The sequence below is a fragment of the Bradyrhizobium sp. SK17 genome (assembly GCF_002831585.1).
GTDB lineage: Bacteria > Pseudomonadota > Alphaproteobacteria > Rhizobiales > Xanthobacteraceae > Bradyrhizobium.
In genome coordinates this window covers 3676424-3690764 of record NZ_CP025113.1, presented here as the reverse complement: position 1 = coordinate 3690764, position 14341 = coordinate 3676424, and the positions used below count along the sequence as shown (strand labels likewise).

14 protein-coding genes are annotated in these 14341 nt (G+C 66.0%); 9 read left to right on the top strand and 5 right to left on the bottom strand.

What is annotated here, in order from left to right; all coding sequences use genetic code 11:
• The first annotated feature begins 420 nt into the window (after nucleotides 1–420).
• The 8 genes from CWS35_RS17030 (at nucleotide 421) to soxA (ending at nucleotide 7963) form a co-directional block, all read left to right on the top strand.
• Nucleotides 421–1821: an MFS transporter gene (locus CWS35_RS17030; protein ID WP_100952625.1), complete on the top strand. Its 1401-nt coding sequence runs from the start codon at nucleotides 421–423 to the stop codon at nucleotides 1819–1821.
• A gap of 154 nt (nucleotides 1822–1975) precedes the next feature.
• On the top strand, nucleotides 1976–2425 hold the full coding sequence (locus CWS35_RS17025) for a (2Fe-2S)-binding protein (RefSeq protein WP_100952624.1): 450 nt from the start codon (nucleotides 1976–1978) through the stop codon (nucleotides 2423–2425).
• 10 nt (nucleotides 2426–2435) lie between these two features.
• Nucleotides 2436–4637, top strand: coding sequence for a molybdopterin cofactor-binding domain-containing protein (locus CWS35_RS17020; RefSeq protein ID WP_100952623.1), 2202 nt, complete (start codon nucleotides 2436–2438; stop codon nucleotides 4635–4637).
• A 57-nt stretch (nucleotides 4638–4694) separates the two neighbouring features.
• Complete coding sequence (locus CWS35_RS17015) at nucleotides 4695–5966, top strand: NAD(P)/FAD-dependent oxidoreductase (protein ID WP_100952622.1); 1272 nt, start codon at nucleotides 4695–4697, stop codon at nucleotides 5964–5966.
• The gene (gene soxX / locus CWS35_RS17010) at nucleotides 5959–6408 is read left to right on the top strand and encodes a sulfur oxidation c-type cytochrome SoxX (protein WP_371682854.1); all 450 of its coding nucleotides are present in this window, start codon (nucleotides 5959–5961) and stop codon (nucleotides 6406–6408) included. The genes CWS35_RS17015 and soxX overlap by 8 nt, the downstream gene beginning before the upstream one ends.
• A 3-nt stretch (nucleotides 6409–6411) precedes the next feature.
• Complete coding sequence (locus CWS35_RS17005; protein WP_100952620.1) at nucleotides 6412–6873, top strand: SoxY-related AACIE arm protein; 462 nt, start codon at nucleotides 6412–6414, stop codon at nucleotides 6871–6873.
• The gene (gene soxZ / locus CWS35_RS17000; protein ID WP_100952619.1) at nucleotides 6873–7193 is read left to right on the top strand and encodes a thiosulfate oxidation carrier complex protein SoxZ; all 321 of its coding nucleotides are present in this window, start codon (nucleotides 6873–6875) and stop codon (nucleotides 7191–7193) included. The genes CWS35_RS17005 and soxZ overlap by 1 nt, the downstream gene beginning before the upstream one ends.
• Nucleotides 7190–7963 carry a sulfur oxidation c-type cytochrome SoxA gene (soxA, locus tag CWS35_RS16995; RefSeq protein ID WP_100952618.1) on the top strand — a complete coding sequence of 258 codons (774 nt, stop codon included), beginning with the start codon at nucleotides 7190–7192 and terminating at the stop codon, nucleotides 7961–7963. The genes soxZ and soxA overlap by 4 nt, the downstream gene beginning before the upstream one ends.
• A gap of 151 nt (nucleotides 7964–8114) precedes the next feature.
• Here soxA and CWS35_RS16990 read toward each other — a convergent pair whose 3' ends face one another.
• The gene (locus CWS35_RS16990) at nucleotides 8115–8888 is read right to left on the bottom strand and encodes a ferredoxin--NADP reductase (protein ID WP_100952617.1); all 774 of its coding nucleotides are present in this window, start codon (nucleotides 8886–8888) and stop codon (nucleotides 8115–8117) included.
• Nucleotides 8889–9055: 167 nt separating this feature from the next.
• Between CWS35_RS16990 and CWS35_RS16985 the strand changes: the two genes are divergently transcribed.
• Entirely contained in the window at nucleotides 9056–10252 is a 1197-nt protein-coding gene (locus CWS35_RS16985) for an amidohydrolase family protein (RefSeq protein ID WP_024580810.1), read from the top strand.
• A 143-nt stretch (nucleotides 10253–10395) separates the two neighbouring features.
• Here CWS35_RS16985 and CWS35_RS16980 read toward each other — a convergent pair whose 3' ends face one another.
• The 4 genes from CWS35_RS16980 to CWS35_RS16965 are packed head-to-tail and all read right to left on the bottom strand — an operon-like array spanning nucleotide 10396 to nucleotide 14247.
• The gene (locus tag CWS35_RS16980) at nucleotides 10396–10851 is read right to left on the bottom strand and encodes a MarR family winged helix-turn-helix transcriptional regulator (RefSeq protein WP_100952616.1); all 456 of its coding nucleotides are present in this window, start codon (nucleotides 10849–10851) and stop codon (nucleotides 10396–10398) included.
• A gap of 17 nt (nucleotides 10852–10868) precedes the next feature.
• The gene (locus CWS35_RS16975) at nucleotides 10869–11573 is read right to left on the bottom strand and encodes an ABC transporter ATP-binding protein (protein ID WP_024580808.1); all 705 of its coding nucleotides are present in this window, start codon (nucleotides 11571–11573) and stop codon (nucleotides 10869–10871) included.
• Entirely contained in the window at nucleotides 11570–12361 is a 792-nt protein-coding gene (locus CWS35_RS16970) for an ABC transporter ATP-binding protein (RefSeq protein WP_100952615.1), read from the bottom strand. The genes CWS35_RS16975 and CWS35_RS16970 overlap by 4 nt, the downstream gene beginning before the upstream one ends.
• Nucleotides 12358–14247: an ABC transporter permease gene (locus tag CWS35_RS16965; protein ID WP_100952614.1), complete on the bottom strand. Its 1890-nt coding sequence runs from the start codon at nucleotides 14245–14247 to the stop codon at nucleotides 12358–12360. The genes CWS35_RS16970 and CWS35_RS16965 overlap by 4 nt, the downstream gene beginning before the upstream one ends.
• Between the last annotated feature and the right edge of the window lie 94 nt (nucleotides 14248–14341).

Genomic DNA, 14341 nt, shown 5'->3' with positions numbered 1-14341 from the left:
TCCAATTCAGCTGTCGAACAGCCTGTTCAGTGTCGTCGCCCGGCTCGGCCGGGCGATCCAGTATTCCAGAGACGTTTGCGCTTGAACCGAGAGGCCGCGGCGTACTGGATCGCCCGCCTCTGCTGAAGCGACCCCACAGCTGCCTCAGGCGTCGTCCCGGCGAAGGCCGGGACCCATAACCACCGATGCTGCTTGTCGTGCAACGCCGGTACAACAAGTCCCGCTCGCGACGCCCGCCGCGGCGTATGGGTCCCGGCCTTCGCCGGGACGACACCGAGTTTGCTGCGCCACTGCGCGCCCCTCACCGCAACCTGCCGGCGCACGCCCGGGCAAGGCCGCTTCGCATACGCATCATGCAGCGGTGCGGCTGGGGAACGGGATGCCGGCATAGTACACCACGGCCTGGAGACATTTTCAGGCATGCTCGAAAAGACCCCGACGTCAGGCTCCGCCACGGTGCCGATCAGCGATGGACTGCCTTGGGAGACACGGCGCTGGGCTGTGGCCGCGATCTTCACGGCGCTGGCAATGGCCTCGCTCGACACCGCGATCGCCAACATCGCGCTGCCCGCGATCGCCAACGATCTGCATGTCAGCCCCGCGGAGGTGGTCTGGGTCGTCAACGTCTACCAGATCGCCCTGGTCGCGACGCTGCTGCCGCTCGGCGCGCTCGGTGAGATCGTCGGCCACCAGCGGATCTATCTTGGCGGCCTGCTGCTGTTCACATTGGCGTCACTTGGCTGCGCGCTGGCCTGGTCGCTGCCGAGCCTGCTGGTCGCGCGCGCCTTGCAGGGCCTCGGCGCCAGCGGCCTGATGAGCGTCAACACCGCATTGGTGCGCTTCGTCTACCCGAGCAAGATGCTCGGCCGCGGCTTCGGCCACAATGCGCTCGTCGTCGCGACCGCCTTCACGTTGGGCCCGACCATCGCGTCAGGCATCCTGGCGCTCGGGACCTGGCCCTGGCTGTTCGCCGTCAACCTGCCGTTCGGCATCATCGCATTGCTGATCGGTTTCAAGACACTGCCGGCCACGCCGCGTGCCACCCACAGTTTCGACTTCACCGGCGCGGCGCTTGCCACTGCCTGCCTCGGCCTGTTCATCATCGGGATCGGGAGCGCGGCCCACAAGACGATGCCTGCACTGGTGATCGCGGAACTGATCGGCGCGCTGGTGTTCGGCTGGATCCTGACCCGGCGTCATGCCGATCATCCGGCGCCGATGCTGCCGATCGACCTGTTCCGGCGGCCGATCTTCGCGCTGTCGGCCGCGACCGCGGTCTGCTCATTCGCGGTGCAGGGCCTCGCCTTCGTCTCGCTGCCGTTTTATTTCGAGGACATCCTGCACCGCTCGCAGGTCGAGACCGGCTTCTTCATGACGCCGTGGCCGCTGGTGGTCGCCTTCATGGCGCCGATCGGCGGCCGGCTGTCCGACCGCTATCCGGCCGGCATCCTCGGCGGCATCGGCATGCTGCTGCTCGGCATCGGCATGGTGTTGCTCGCGACCCTGCCGGCGGAGCCGAGCGTTGCCAACATCGTCTGGCGCACCATGATCTGCGGCATCGGTTTCGGCTTCTTCCAGACCCCCAACATGAAGGCGATCATGTCGAGCGCCCCTTCGCATCGCAGCGGCAGCGCCAGCGGTATCGTTGCGACCGCACGGCTGACCGGGCAAACCACCGGTGCCGCGCTCGCCGCGCTCTGCTTCGCGCTGGCCGACCGCGAGGGCGCGACGGTGGCGCTGGCGCTGGGCGCGGGCTTCGCCGCGCTCGGCAGCGTCATGAGCTTCCTGCGCCTGGCCGTCGCCTCACCGCAAAAGTCATGACAGGCATGTGAGGCGCGCAGGGGCGCGACCAAACACCACAGCCTCAAGTTTCTTCCGCGCTGCAAGCGCATATTCTTGATTTGAACCGTTCCAGCTTCAAGGCCAACATCGCCCCGAAGTCCAATCGGAGGATTGGACCATTCAGGGGAACGCGATGGCAAACCTCAAGATCAACGGCAAGACGATCAACGTAGACGTCGAGGACGACACGCCACTGCTGTGGGCGATCAGGGAGAATGTCGGACTGACGGGGACCAAATACGGCTGTGGCATTGCACAATGCGGCGCCTGCACCGTGCATGTCGACGGGGTCGCGATGCGCTCCTGCGGCGTCACGGTCAGCGAAATGGCCGGCAAGGAGATCACCACCATCGAAGGGCTCGCGGCGGGCGGCGCGATGCACAAGGTGCAGCTCGCCTGGATCGCCAGCGACGTGCCGCAATGCGGCTACTGCCAGAGCGGCATGATCATGGCCGTCGTGGCGCTGCTGAAGGACAACCCGAAGCCGTCCGACGACGACATCAACGACGCCATCACCAATATCTGCCGCTGCGGCACCTTCCAGCAGGTGCGCGAGGCGATCCATGCTGCCGCGAACGCGTGAGGAGGCAGTGATGAACCAGCACGTCATGCCGAAACTCAACCGCCGCGCCTTCGTGATCGGCACGGCCACCGCCGGCGCCGGTCTCGCGCTCGGCCTCGATCTGCCGTTCGGCGGCCCCGCCGTGGTGCGCGCCGCCGACGGCGCCCCCGAAGTGAATGCGCCTGAGGTCAATGCCTGGGTCGTGATCCGGCCCGACGACACCGTGGTGATCCGCATCGCCCGCTCCGAGATGGGCCAGGGCACGCTGACCGGCCTTGCCCAGCTCGTCGCCGAAGAACTCGAATGCGACTGGTCGAAGGTCACGACGGAATATCCGACGCCCGGCCAGAGCGTCGCCCGCAAGCGCGTATGGGGTGATTTCTCCACCGGCGGCAGCCGCGGCATCCGCACCTCGCAGGACTATGTCCGCAAGGGCGGCGCCACCGCGCGCGTGATGCTGATCCAGGCCGCCGCCAACGAGTGGAAGGTGCCGGCCGCGGAGTGCAAGGTCGCCAACGGCGTCATCACCCATACCCCGTCGGGCAAGACGACGAGCTACGGCAAGGTCGCGGAAGCCGCCGCCAAACTCGAGCCGCCGACCGACGTCAAGCTGAAGGACCCGAAGGACTGGACCATCGCCGGCAAGGGCCTGAAGCGGCTCGACACCGTCGACAAGACCACCGGCAAGATGACCTACGGCATCGACGTCAAGCTGCCTGGCATGCTGAACGCGGCGATCAAGGATTGCCCGGTGTTCGGCGGCAAGGTGAAGAGCTTCGACGAAGCCAAGATCGCCAACATGAAGGGCGTCAAGAAGGTGGTGCCGGTCGGCGACAGCGCGGTCGCCGTCGTCGCCGACACCTGGTGGCACGCCAAGACCGCGCTGGATGCGCTGCCGATCGTCTGGGATGAAGGCGACAACGCAAAAGTCTCCAGCGAGACGATCGCGAAGTGGCTCGCCGAGGGTCTCGACAATGCGCAGCCGGCCTATGTCGGCAACCAGAACGGCGATGCCAAGGCAGCGATCGCGAGCGCAGCCAAGAAGGTCGAGGCGGTCTACAGCTATCCCTACCAGAACCACGCCACGATGGAGCCGATGAACGCCACCGTGCTCTACACGCCGGACAAATGCGAGGTGTGGTGCGGCACGCAGAACGGCGAAGCCGCATTCGCGGCGGCGCTCGAAGCTTCCGGGCTACCGGCGGACAAGGTCGACGTGCACAAGCTGATGCTCGGCGGCGGCTTCGGCCGACGCGGCATGACCGACTATGTCCGGCAGGCGGTGGCGATCGCCAAGCAGATGCCGGGCACGCCGATCAAGCTGCTGTGGTCGCGCGAAGAGGACATGCAGCACGGCAAGTATCACCCGATCACGCAGTGCAAGCTGACCGGCGCATTTGATGCCGACAACAATCTGGTCGCGCTGCACTACCGGCTGTCGGGCCAATCGATCCTGTTCTCGGTGCGTCCGGAAGCATTGCAGAACGGCATGGACCCCGCCGCGTTCCAGGGCGTCGCCCAATCCGGCGAGGCTGCGATCGGCTATTCGGTGCCGAACCTGCTGGTCGAGCATGCCATGCGCAACCCGCACGTCCCGCCGGGCTTCTGGCGCGGCGTCAACGTCAATCACAACGCGATCTACATGGAATGCTTCATGGACGAGTTGGCCGAGGCCGTCGGCCAGGACCCGCTCGAATTCCGCCGCAAGCTGATGGGCAGGCACCCCAAGCATCTCGCCGTGCTCAACGCCGTGGCCGAGAAGATCGGCTGGGGCACGCCGGCACCAAAGGGCGTCTACCGCGGCATCGCGCAGGTGATGGGCTATGGCAGCTATGTTGCCGGCGCCGCCGAGATCTCGGTGACCGACGGCAGCAAGATCAAGGTGCATCGCATCGTCGCTTCCACCGATCCGGGTTACGTCGTCAATCCGGCGCAAGTCGAGCGGCAGATCGCGGGCTCGTTCGTCTACGGCCTCAGCGCGCTGTTCTACGGCGGCTGCACCGTGAAGGACGGCCGCATCGAGCAGACGAATTTCGACACCTACAACTCGATGCGCATCAACGAGATGCCGAAGGTGGAATCGGTGATGGTGCCGAGCGGCGGATTCTGGGGCGGCGTCGGCGAGCCGACCATCGGCGTCGCTGCGCCGGCGGTGCTCAACGCCTACTTCGCAGCAACCGGAAAACGCATCCGCTCCTTCCCGCTGCGCAACCAGAACATCTCCTTCGCCTGAGCAAACCGGAGGCGGCGGTCCGAGTGGCCGCCGCTTCCCTTTTCCGGATTGTCGCGCATGGCCGTCACGCGTCATCAGACGCGCAGGGATGTGATCCGTGGCGCCGCTGCCGTCGCAGCGGCAGCGCTGGCGCGTCCGGCGCTGGCGCAAGCGGCAGCCCGCATCGCCGTGATCGGCGGCGGCTTCGGCGGCACCGCTTGCGCGCGCGCGCTGCGGCGACTCGATGCAAAACTCCAGGTCACGCTGATCGAGCCGAACGCGATTTTCACTGCCTGCCCGCTCAGCAATGAGGTGATCGCTGGCCTGCGCGAACTCACCGCACAAGAGTTCACCTATGACAAGGTTGCGGCTGACGGCATCACGATCGCGGCGCAAGCGGCCACCAAGGTCGACGCACAGGCGCGCAGCATCGCGCTCGCTGATGGCACGACGCTGTCCTACGACCGGCTCGTCCTCGCCCCGGGCATCGACCTGCACTTCGACGCCCTGCCCGGCTATGACAAGGCCGCCGCCGAGAAGATGCCGCACGCCTGGAAGGCCGGCGAGCAGACCATGCTGCTGCGCAGGCAGCTCGAAGCGATGGATGATGGCGGCCTCGTCGTGATCGCGGTGCCGGCCGCGCCGCTGCGCTGTCCACCCGCACCTTACGAGCGCGCCAGCCTGATCGCGCATTACCTGAAGGCGAGGAAGCCGAAATCGAAGATCCTGGTGCTCGACGCCAAGGACACTTACTCTCAGCAGAAGCTGTTCGAGAAGGCGTGGAGCGAACTCTATCCTGGCATGATCGAGCGCATCGCGCTGTCGCAAGGCGGACGGGTGACATCGGTCAATCCGGCGACCAACGAGATCGTCACCGATTTCGGCAATTACACCGCCGCGGTCGCCAACGTGATCCCGCCGCAACGCGCCGGCCGCATCGCCGAAATCGCCGGCGCCGCCGATCACACCGGCTGGTGCCCGATCGATCCGGTCAGCTTTGCCTCGAAACTGGTGCCCAATATCCACGTCATCGGCGATGCCGCGATCGCGGGCGGGATTCCGAAATCCGCTTCCGCCGCGGCGGCGCAAGGCCGTGCCTGCGCGGCCGCGATCATCAATTCACTCGCGGGCAAGGCGCCGGAAACGCCGCGGCTCGATGGCGCCTGCTACAACACGGTCGCACCCGGCTACGCGTTCTCGCTGAAAGGCATCTATCAGCCGAAGCAAGATCAATACGCCGAGGTGGAGGTGACCACCAGCCCGGTCGACGCGCCCCGCACGATACGTCAACGCGAGGCCGATCAGGCGGCCGACTGGTTCAAGGCGATCACGGGAGACGCCTTTGGCTAGGCCCTCCCCCGTCGCATTGCTCGCAGCGGCTGCATTCGCAGCCTGTGCACCCGTCAGCGCCGAACAGCTACGGCCCTACACCGTGATCGGCGATGCCATTCCAGCCTCGCTGACGGGAACCAAGGGCGACGCGACCCGCGGCCGCGCGCTGATCGTCGAGCGTTCCAGCACTTGCATCCTCTGCCACAGCGGCCCATTTCCCGAGCAGGCGTTCCGGGGCGACCTCGCGCCGAACCTTTCCGGAAGCGGCGCGCGGTGGTCGGAGGGACAGTTGCGGCTCCGGCTCGTCGATGCATCGCGTCTCGATGCGGCAACGATCATGCCGTCCTATTATCGTGTCGACGGACTGACGCGCGTCGGCGCCGCATGGCGCGGCAAGCCGATCCTGTCGGCGGAGCAGATCGAGGATATCGTGGCCTATCTGGAAACACTACGGGACTGAGCGATGGCGCATTCGGACCACACCCGGCGAACGTTCCTCTGCCTCACGGGCGGTGCGGCCGTGCTGGTCATCGTGCGCCCCGCGGACGCGACGCCCGCCATGCAGTCGGCCGCGATCCGCAACGTCGTCGGCGAAGCCAATGTGCGAACCGGCAAGGTCAAGCTCGAGATCCCGCCGCTGGTCGAGAACGGCAACACGGTGCCGATGACGGTCAGCGTCGAAAGCCCGATGACCGCGGACGCATATGTGAAGAGCATTCATGTCTTCAACGAGAAGAACCCGCAGCCGAATATCGGCAATTTCTATCTTCGACCAGGCGCCGGGCGCGCCCAGGTGTCGACCCGGATCCGCCTCGCCGACAGCCAGAAGGTCACGGCGATCGCGCGGCTGTCCGACGACACGTTCTGGTCGGCGACCGCAGACGTCGTGGTGACGCTCGCTGCCTGCACCGAGGAGGCGATCTGATGCCGTCGGCCCTGATCAATGTGCCGAGGAAGGCCAGGCGCGGCGACGTCATCGAGATCAAGACGCTGATGTCGCACATCATGGAGACCGGCTATCGACACACCGCGTCGGGCGACGTGGTGCCGCGCGACATCATCACGAGCTTTACCTGCCGCTTCAACGGCACCGAAGTGTTCCGCGCCGATCTTTTTCCGGCGATCGCCGCCAATCCGTTCATCACCTTCTTCACCACCGTGACCGAGAGCGGCACGTTCGAGTTCGAGTGGATCGGCGACAAGGGGTTTTCGGAGACCGCGCAGGCTTCGATCGCGGTCGAATGAGGATTGCGGCCTGCATCGCAGTTCTGACGGCGATGGCGGGCGCGGCGCTTGCCACCGAGATTCCGCTGGACCAGCGCCGTTCCGGCTACAGCTTCATGAGCGCCGACACCAAGGCGATGCAGGACGAGGACACCGCCAATCCCGGCATGCTCTTCGTGCTCGACGGCGAGACGCTGTGGAAACGCAAGGCCGGCACGGCGGACAAGGCGTGTGCCGACTGCCATAGCGATGCGCGGGTCAGCATGAAAGGGGTCGCGGCGCACTATCCCGCTTTCGAGAAGACGCTGGAACGGCCGGTCGACCTCGAGGGCCGGATCAACCTCTGTCGTGCCAATCACCAGCAGGCCTCGCCGTACGCCTATGAGAGCCGCGAGCTGTTGGCGCTGACCGCATTCGTCGCGCAACAATCGCGGGGAATGCCGATCGCTGCCGGCGACGATCCAGAGCTCGCGCCTTTCGTCGAGAAGGGCCACGCGCTGTTCATGCAGCGGCAGGGCCAGCTCAATCTCAGCTGCGCCAACTGCCACGACGACAATTGGAACAAGAAGCTTGCGGGCAGCGCGATCACGCAAGGACAGCCGACCGGCTATCCGCTGTATCGGCTGGAATGGCAGTCGCTGGGATCGTTGCAGCGCCGGCTGCGCGCCTGCATCACCGGCATCCGGGCGCAGGCCTATGACTACGGCTCGCCCGAGCTGGTCGAGCTCGAACTCTATCTGATGACGCGGGCGCGCGGCATGCCGATCGAGACGCCGGCGGTCAGGCCTTAGCTCAATCCACGTGATCGCAAACGACGCGAAGCAATCCATTGCTCCCGGCTGTACCGGAAGATGGACTGCTTCGTCGCTTCGGCGGCAGAATTGCGTTCGCTATTCTGCCGCGAACGCTTCGCAATGACGGGGCTGGTTGCCACCGCGAAGATCAGCGCTCGGCGAACGCCTTCTCGACCACGAACTGGGCGGGTTCACCGTGATTGCCCTCGACGAAGCCGCGGCCGTTCAGCAGCGTGCGGGTGTCGGCGACCAGCGCCGGCGAGCCGCAGATCATGACCCGGTCATGCGCGGCATCGAGCGCCGGCAGGCCGATATCGGCGAACAGCTTGCCCGAGGTGATGAGGTCGGTGATGCGGCCGCGGTTGCGGAACGGATCGCGCGTCACGGTCGGGTAATAGATCAGCTGGTCGCGCACCAGATCGCCGATCAGTTCGTCCTGCGGCAGATGCTCGGTGATCATCTCGCCATAAGCGAGCTCCTTGACGTGGCGGCAGCCATGCAGCAGCACGACCTTCTCGAAGCGGTCGTAGGTCTCGGGGTCCTTGATCACGCTGAGGAACGGCGCAAGGCCGGTGCCGGTGCCGACCAGATAGAGGTTGCGGCCGTCCTCGAGGTTGTCGATGACCAGCGTGCCGGTGGCCTTGCGGCTGACGATGATCTCGTCGCCTTGCTTGAGGTGCTGGAGCCGCGAGGTCAGCGGGCCGTCCGGAACCTTGATCGAGAAGAATTCGAGGGTGTCCTCGTAGTTCGCGCTGGCGACGCTGTAGGCGCGCAGCAGCGGCTTCTCGCCGACCTTGAGCCCGATCATGGTGAACTCGCCATTGCGGAAGCGGAACGACGGATTGCGCGTGGTCTTGAAGGAGAACAGCGTGTCGGTCCAATGGTGGACGCTGAGGACGCTTTCCTGGTTGAAATTGCTCATCGCACCAACCCTTGATGTGTGCCGCGGCGGAGGACTCGAACCCCGTTGACCGGCTCGACCGTTTGTATACGATCATTCGTATACAAATGAATAATCCGGCTTGATCCAGAAGTCAAGCCGCGCTCAAATTCCCGGGCAATTTCGGAAGAAACGGAAGGAAAACACCCATGGCTCACGACGCGCCCCAGGCCACCGGCCCCAGCAAGCTGGTGATCCGCAATATCGGGCTCTTGCTGTCGGGGGCTTTGGAGAAGCCGATCCTGGACGCCGATACCATCGTCGCCGAGAACGGCAAGATATCAGCGATCGGCCGTCTCAAGGATGTCGACACCGAAGGCGCCACCACGATCGTCGATGCCATGGGAACGACGGTCGCGCCCGGCCTGATCGACAGCCACGTCCATCCGGTCGCCGGCGACTGGACGCCGCGGCAGAACCAGATCAACTGGATCGACAGCTATCTGCATGGCGGCGTTACCACCATGATCTCCGCCGGCGAAGTGCACATGCCCGGACGACCGCGCGACGTGGTCGGCGTGAAGGCGATGGCGATCTTCGCGCAGCGCGCATTCTGGACGCTGCGGCCCGGCGGCGTAAAGGTGCATGCCGGCGCGCCCGTGATCGAGTGCGAGATGGTGGAGGACGATTTCAAGGAAATGGCCGCCGCCGGCGTCAAGCTGCTCGGCGAGGTCGGGCTCGGCGGCGTCAAGGACGGGCCGACGGCGCGCAAGATGGTCGGCTGGGCGCGCAAATACGGCATCCAGAGCACGATCCACACCGGTGGCCCGTCGATCCCGGGCTCCGGCCTGATCGACAAGGACGTGGTGCTGGAAGCGGACACCGACGTGGTCGGCCACATCAATGGCGGTCACACCGCGCTGCCCGACGACCAGATCCGCTGCATCTGCGAGGGCTGCAAGCGCGGGCTGGAGCTGGTGCACAACGGCAATGAGCGCTCGGCGCTGTTCACTCTGCGCACCGCGCGCGAGATGGGCGATCTGCACCGCGTCATCCTCGGCACCGATGCGCCGGCCGGCTCCGGCGTGCAGCCGCTCGGCATTTTGCGGATGGTCTCGCTGCTGTCCTCGCTCGGCGAGCTGCCGGCAGAGCTGGCGTTCTGCCTTGCGACCGGCAACACCGCGCGGATGCGCGAGCTCGATTGCGGCCTGATCGAGGTCGGCCGCTCCGCGGACTTCGTGCTGATGGACAGGGCGCAGCATTCGCCGGGCAAGAACATCCTGGAGAGCGTTCAGCTCGGCGATCTCCCGGGCATCGGCATGACCATCATCGATGGCATCGTCCGCACCCAGCGCAGCCGCAACACCCCGCCGGCGGGCAAGATACCGGAGATCGTGGCGAAGTAGGCGGGCGATGGACGACCCGTCAGCCTGAGGTGCACGCGCAAGCGTGCCTCGAAGGATGCACGGCCCTTGACGGGCAGCGGGGCCGCCACCCTTCGAGACGGTCGCTTCGCGACCTCCTCAGGGTGACGGTGAGAAGTTCCTCGTCACCGCAGCCTGCCCAGCAGCGCGATCAACGTCTCGCGCTCCTTGGCGTCAAGCGGCGCCAGCGTTTCCCTGGAGATGACGAGCGCATTCGGCGCGGCCTTGTCGGCCATCTGCTGGCCGGCGCGCGTGAGACTCACCAGCAGCCGGCGGCCGTCATTGGGATCGGGCGCTGTCTCGGTCAGGCCGCGCGCGGTCAGGCGATCGATCACGCCCTTGATGGTCGCGACATCCATCGAGGTCAGCCGTCCGAGCTGGTTCTGCGAGCACGCGCCGACCTCCGACAGCTTCGACAGCGCGGCCCATTGCGTCGGCGTCAGGCTGATGCCGATCTCGCGGGCGAAGATCACGGCATGGCGCTGCGACACCTGGCGCAGGATGAAGCCGATCTGTTCATCCAGCACATAGCCCGGCTTCGCGGCCTTCACGCTTCGCTTCGGTGCAGCACTGCGCGCCATCGTCTCAACCTCCGCCCTTAAAGCGACAGATGCGCATCGCGGATGTCCGGACGCGCATCAAGCTCGGCCATGGTGCCGCCAAAACAAATCCGGCCACGCTCGATGATGTAGGCGCGATCGGAGATCAGCCGGGCGAAATGCAGGTTTTGCTCCGAAACGACGATGCTGACGCCCTCTTGCTTCATCGCCAGGATCGCGTCGACCATCTGCTCGACGATCTTGGGCGACAGGCCCTCCGACGGTTCATCGAGCAGCACCAGCGACGGATTGCCCATCAGCGTGCGCGCGATCGTCAGCATCTGCTGCTCGCCGCCGCTCATGCGCCCGCCGGGTCGGCCGCGCATCTCGCCGAGATTGGGAAACAGCTTGAACAGTTTCTCGCGGTCCCATTGCGGCGCGCCCGGCCGCTTCGGTTGGCGGCCGACCTCGAGATTCTCCTCGACCGTCAGATCGGTGAAGATGCGCCGCTCCTCCGGCACGTAGCCGAGCCCGCCGCGCACGATCGCATGCGTCGGCAGATCGGAGACGTCCCTGCCCTCGAACATGACGCGGCCGGAGCGGTTCTCGACCAGGCCGACGATGGAGCGAAACGTAGTCGACTTGCCGGCGCCGTTGCGGCCGAGCAACGCGACCACCTCGCCCTCGCCGACCTCGAGCGCGATATCGAACAGGATATGCGCCGGGCCGTAGAAACTGTTGAGGTCCTTCACCGTGAGCTTCATGCCGATGCTCCCTCGCGGTGCCTTGCGTCGTAGACCAGACCTTCGCCGAGATAGATCGCGCGCACCTGGGCATTGCCGCGAACCTCCTCGGGCGAGCCTTCGGCGATCAGGCTGCCGCGGTTCAGCACCAGGATGCGGTCGGCATGCTCGAACACCACGTCCATGTCGTGCTCGGTGAACAGCACGCCGATCGACTGCTCGCGCGCGATCCGGGCGGTGAGCCGCATCAGCTCGACGCGCTCGCGCGGCGCCATGCCGGCAGTCGGCTCGTCCATCAGCAGCAGCTTCGGCTGGTTGGCGAGCGCGATCGCAAGCTCCAGCCGCTTGACGTCGCCATAGGCGAGCTCGCCGCAGGGCCGTTCCGCATAGGCGCCCATGCCGACCAGATCGAGCAGCCGTCCGGCTTCGTCGCGGGCGTGACGCGCGGTCGCAGCCCACAGATTGAACAGCTCTCCACCATGCGAGACCAACGCGACCTGCACGTTCTCACGCACCGTCATGGTCGGGAACGTCGCGGCGATCTGGAAGGTACGCCCGACGCCCATGCGCCAGACCACGCGCGGCTTCTTGCCGGTGGTCTCGGCGCCCAGCACGCGGATGCGGCCGCTGTCGGGAACGTTCTGGCCGTTGAGCATGTCGAAGCAGGTGCTCTTGCCGGCACCGTTCGGTCCGATCAGCGCCAGGATCTCGCCGGCGCGCAGCTCGAACGATACGCCGCGCACGGCGTGCACGCCGCCATAGGATTTGGTCAGGCCTTCGACCGACAGCAATGTGGGGACCATGCTCATTCGGCGGTCTCGATGCGGGAGGTGAGCAAGGGCGACGCCGACGAAGACGATTTGCGCCGGCGGTACAAGAAAGCTTCCAGCGTGCCGACGATGCCCTTCGGGAACGCAACCACGATCAGCACGACGAAGCCGCCGAGCACGAGCTTCGACCAGTCGGTCTGGCTGACCAGCCAGATGTTGAGCGCCTTGTAGACGATGGCGCCGACCACCGCGCCCGACACCGTCTCGACGCCGCCGAGCAGCACCATGACCAGCGCGTCGACCGACAGCGAGATGCCCATATTGTCCGGGAAGACGCTGCCCTTGAGATAGGCGAACAGCGCACCGGCGAGGCCTGCGACCGTGCCCGCGATCACGAAGGCGGTCCACTGGATTCGCTTGCCATTGATGCCGATCGCTTCGCTACGCAGCGGAGAATCGCGTGTCGCGCGCAGCGCGAAGCCGAACGGCGAGAACACGATGATGCGCAGGATCACGACCGCGAGCGCGGCGATGCCGAGCGACAGCCAGTAGAAATGCGACGGGCTCGCGGCCCATTTCTCCGGCCAGACCCCGAGGATACCATTGTCGCCTCCGGTGACCGACACCCACTGGAACGCGATCGACCAGACGATCTGGGCAAAGGCCAAGGTCAGCATCGCGAAATAGACGCCCGAGAGCTGCACCGCGAAGAAGCCGAACACGGCGGCCCCCATCAGGCCCAACAGCGGCCCGAGCAACAGGCATGCGATCATCGGCAAGCCCGCCATCTTGGCGAGCAGCGCCACGCCGTAGGCGCCGAGGCCGAAATAGGCGGCGTGGCCGAACGAGGCGAGCCCGCCGACCGACATCAGGAAGTGCAGGCTGATCGCGAAGATCACGAAGATCGCGATCTCGGAGCCGACGGTGAGCACGTAATTGCCGGCGACGAGCGGTAGCGCGGCGGCGACGATCAGCACGGCGATCGCGGCAAGCCGTTCATTCGTGGTCAGCGGTCGCCACGGATTGACGGTGAGACCCGGTGTGCGCCGCGCCGGCGCCTCGGGCTTGCCGAACAGGCCCCAGGGACGAACGATCAGCACCACCGCCATCACCAGGAACACCAAGATGATGGAGATCTTGGGGAAGATCAGGATGCCGAAAGCATTGAGCTCCGACACCAGCACCGCCGCGACGAAGGCGCCGATGATGCTGCCGAGCCCGCCGATCACCACCACGACGAAAACCTCGACGATGACGCGCAGGTCCATCGCGTGGTTGACCGCGTCGCGCGGAATCTGCAACGCGCCGCCGAGCGCGGCGAGGAAGACACCGAGCGCGAATACGCTGGTGAACAGCCATTTCTGATTGACGCCGAGCGCGGCGACCATGTCGCGGTCCTGCGTCGCCGCGCGCACCAGCACGCCCCAGCGGGTGCGCTGGAACAACAGCCAGAGCACGCCGAGCACGACCGGCCCGAGCACGATCAGGAACAGATCGTAGCTCGGGATATTCTGGCCGAAGAAATCGATCGCGCCCTTGAAGCCCGGCGCGCGGCGCCCGACCAGATCATCCGGGCCCCAGATCAGCACCACGAGGTCCTCGACCATCAGCGTGAGACCGAAGGTCGCCAGCAACTGGAACAGCTCCGGCGAATGGTAGATCCGGCGCAGCAGCACCATCTCGACCAGCACACCGATCGCGGCGACGACGAGCGCGGCAATGACGATACCGCCCCAGAAGCCGAACGCGCCCGCGAAGCGCTCAGTCAGCGTGAACGCGACATAGGCGCCGAGCATGTAGAACGCGCCATGCGCGAAATTCACGATCCGCGTCACGCCGAAGATGATCGACAGGCCCGAAGCGACCAGGAACAGCGACGCCGCGCTGGCAAGACCGGTCAGGAACTGGACGACATAGAAAGCCATGGGCGGTCCGCGTTGGAGATCATGTGCGTCACTCGTAGGGCGGGTTAGCGCAAGCGTAACCCGCCGTCGGTCCGCCTAAGCAAGGTGGTGGGTT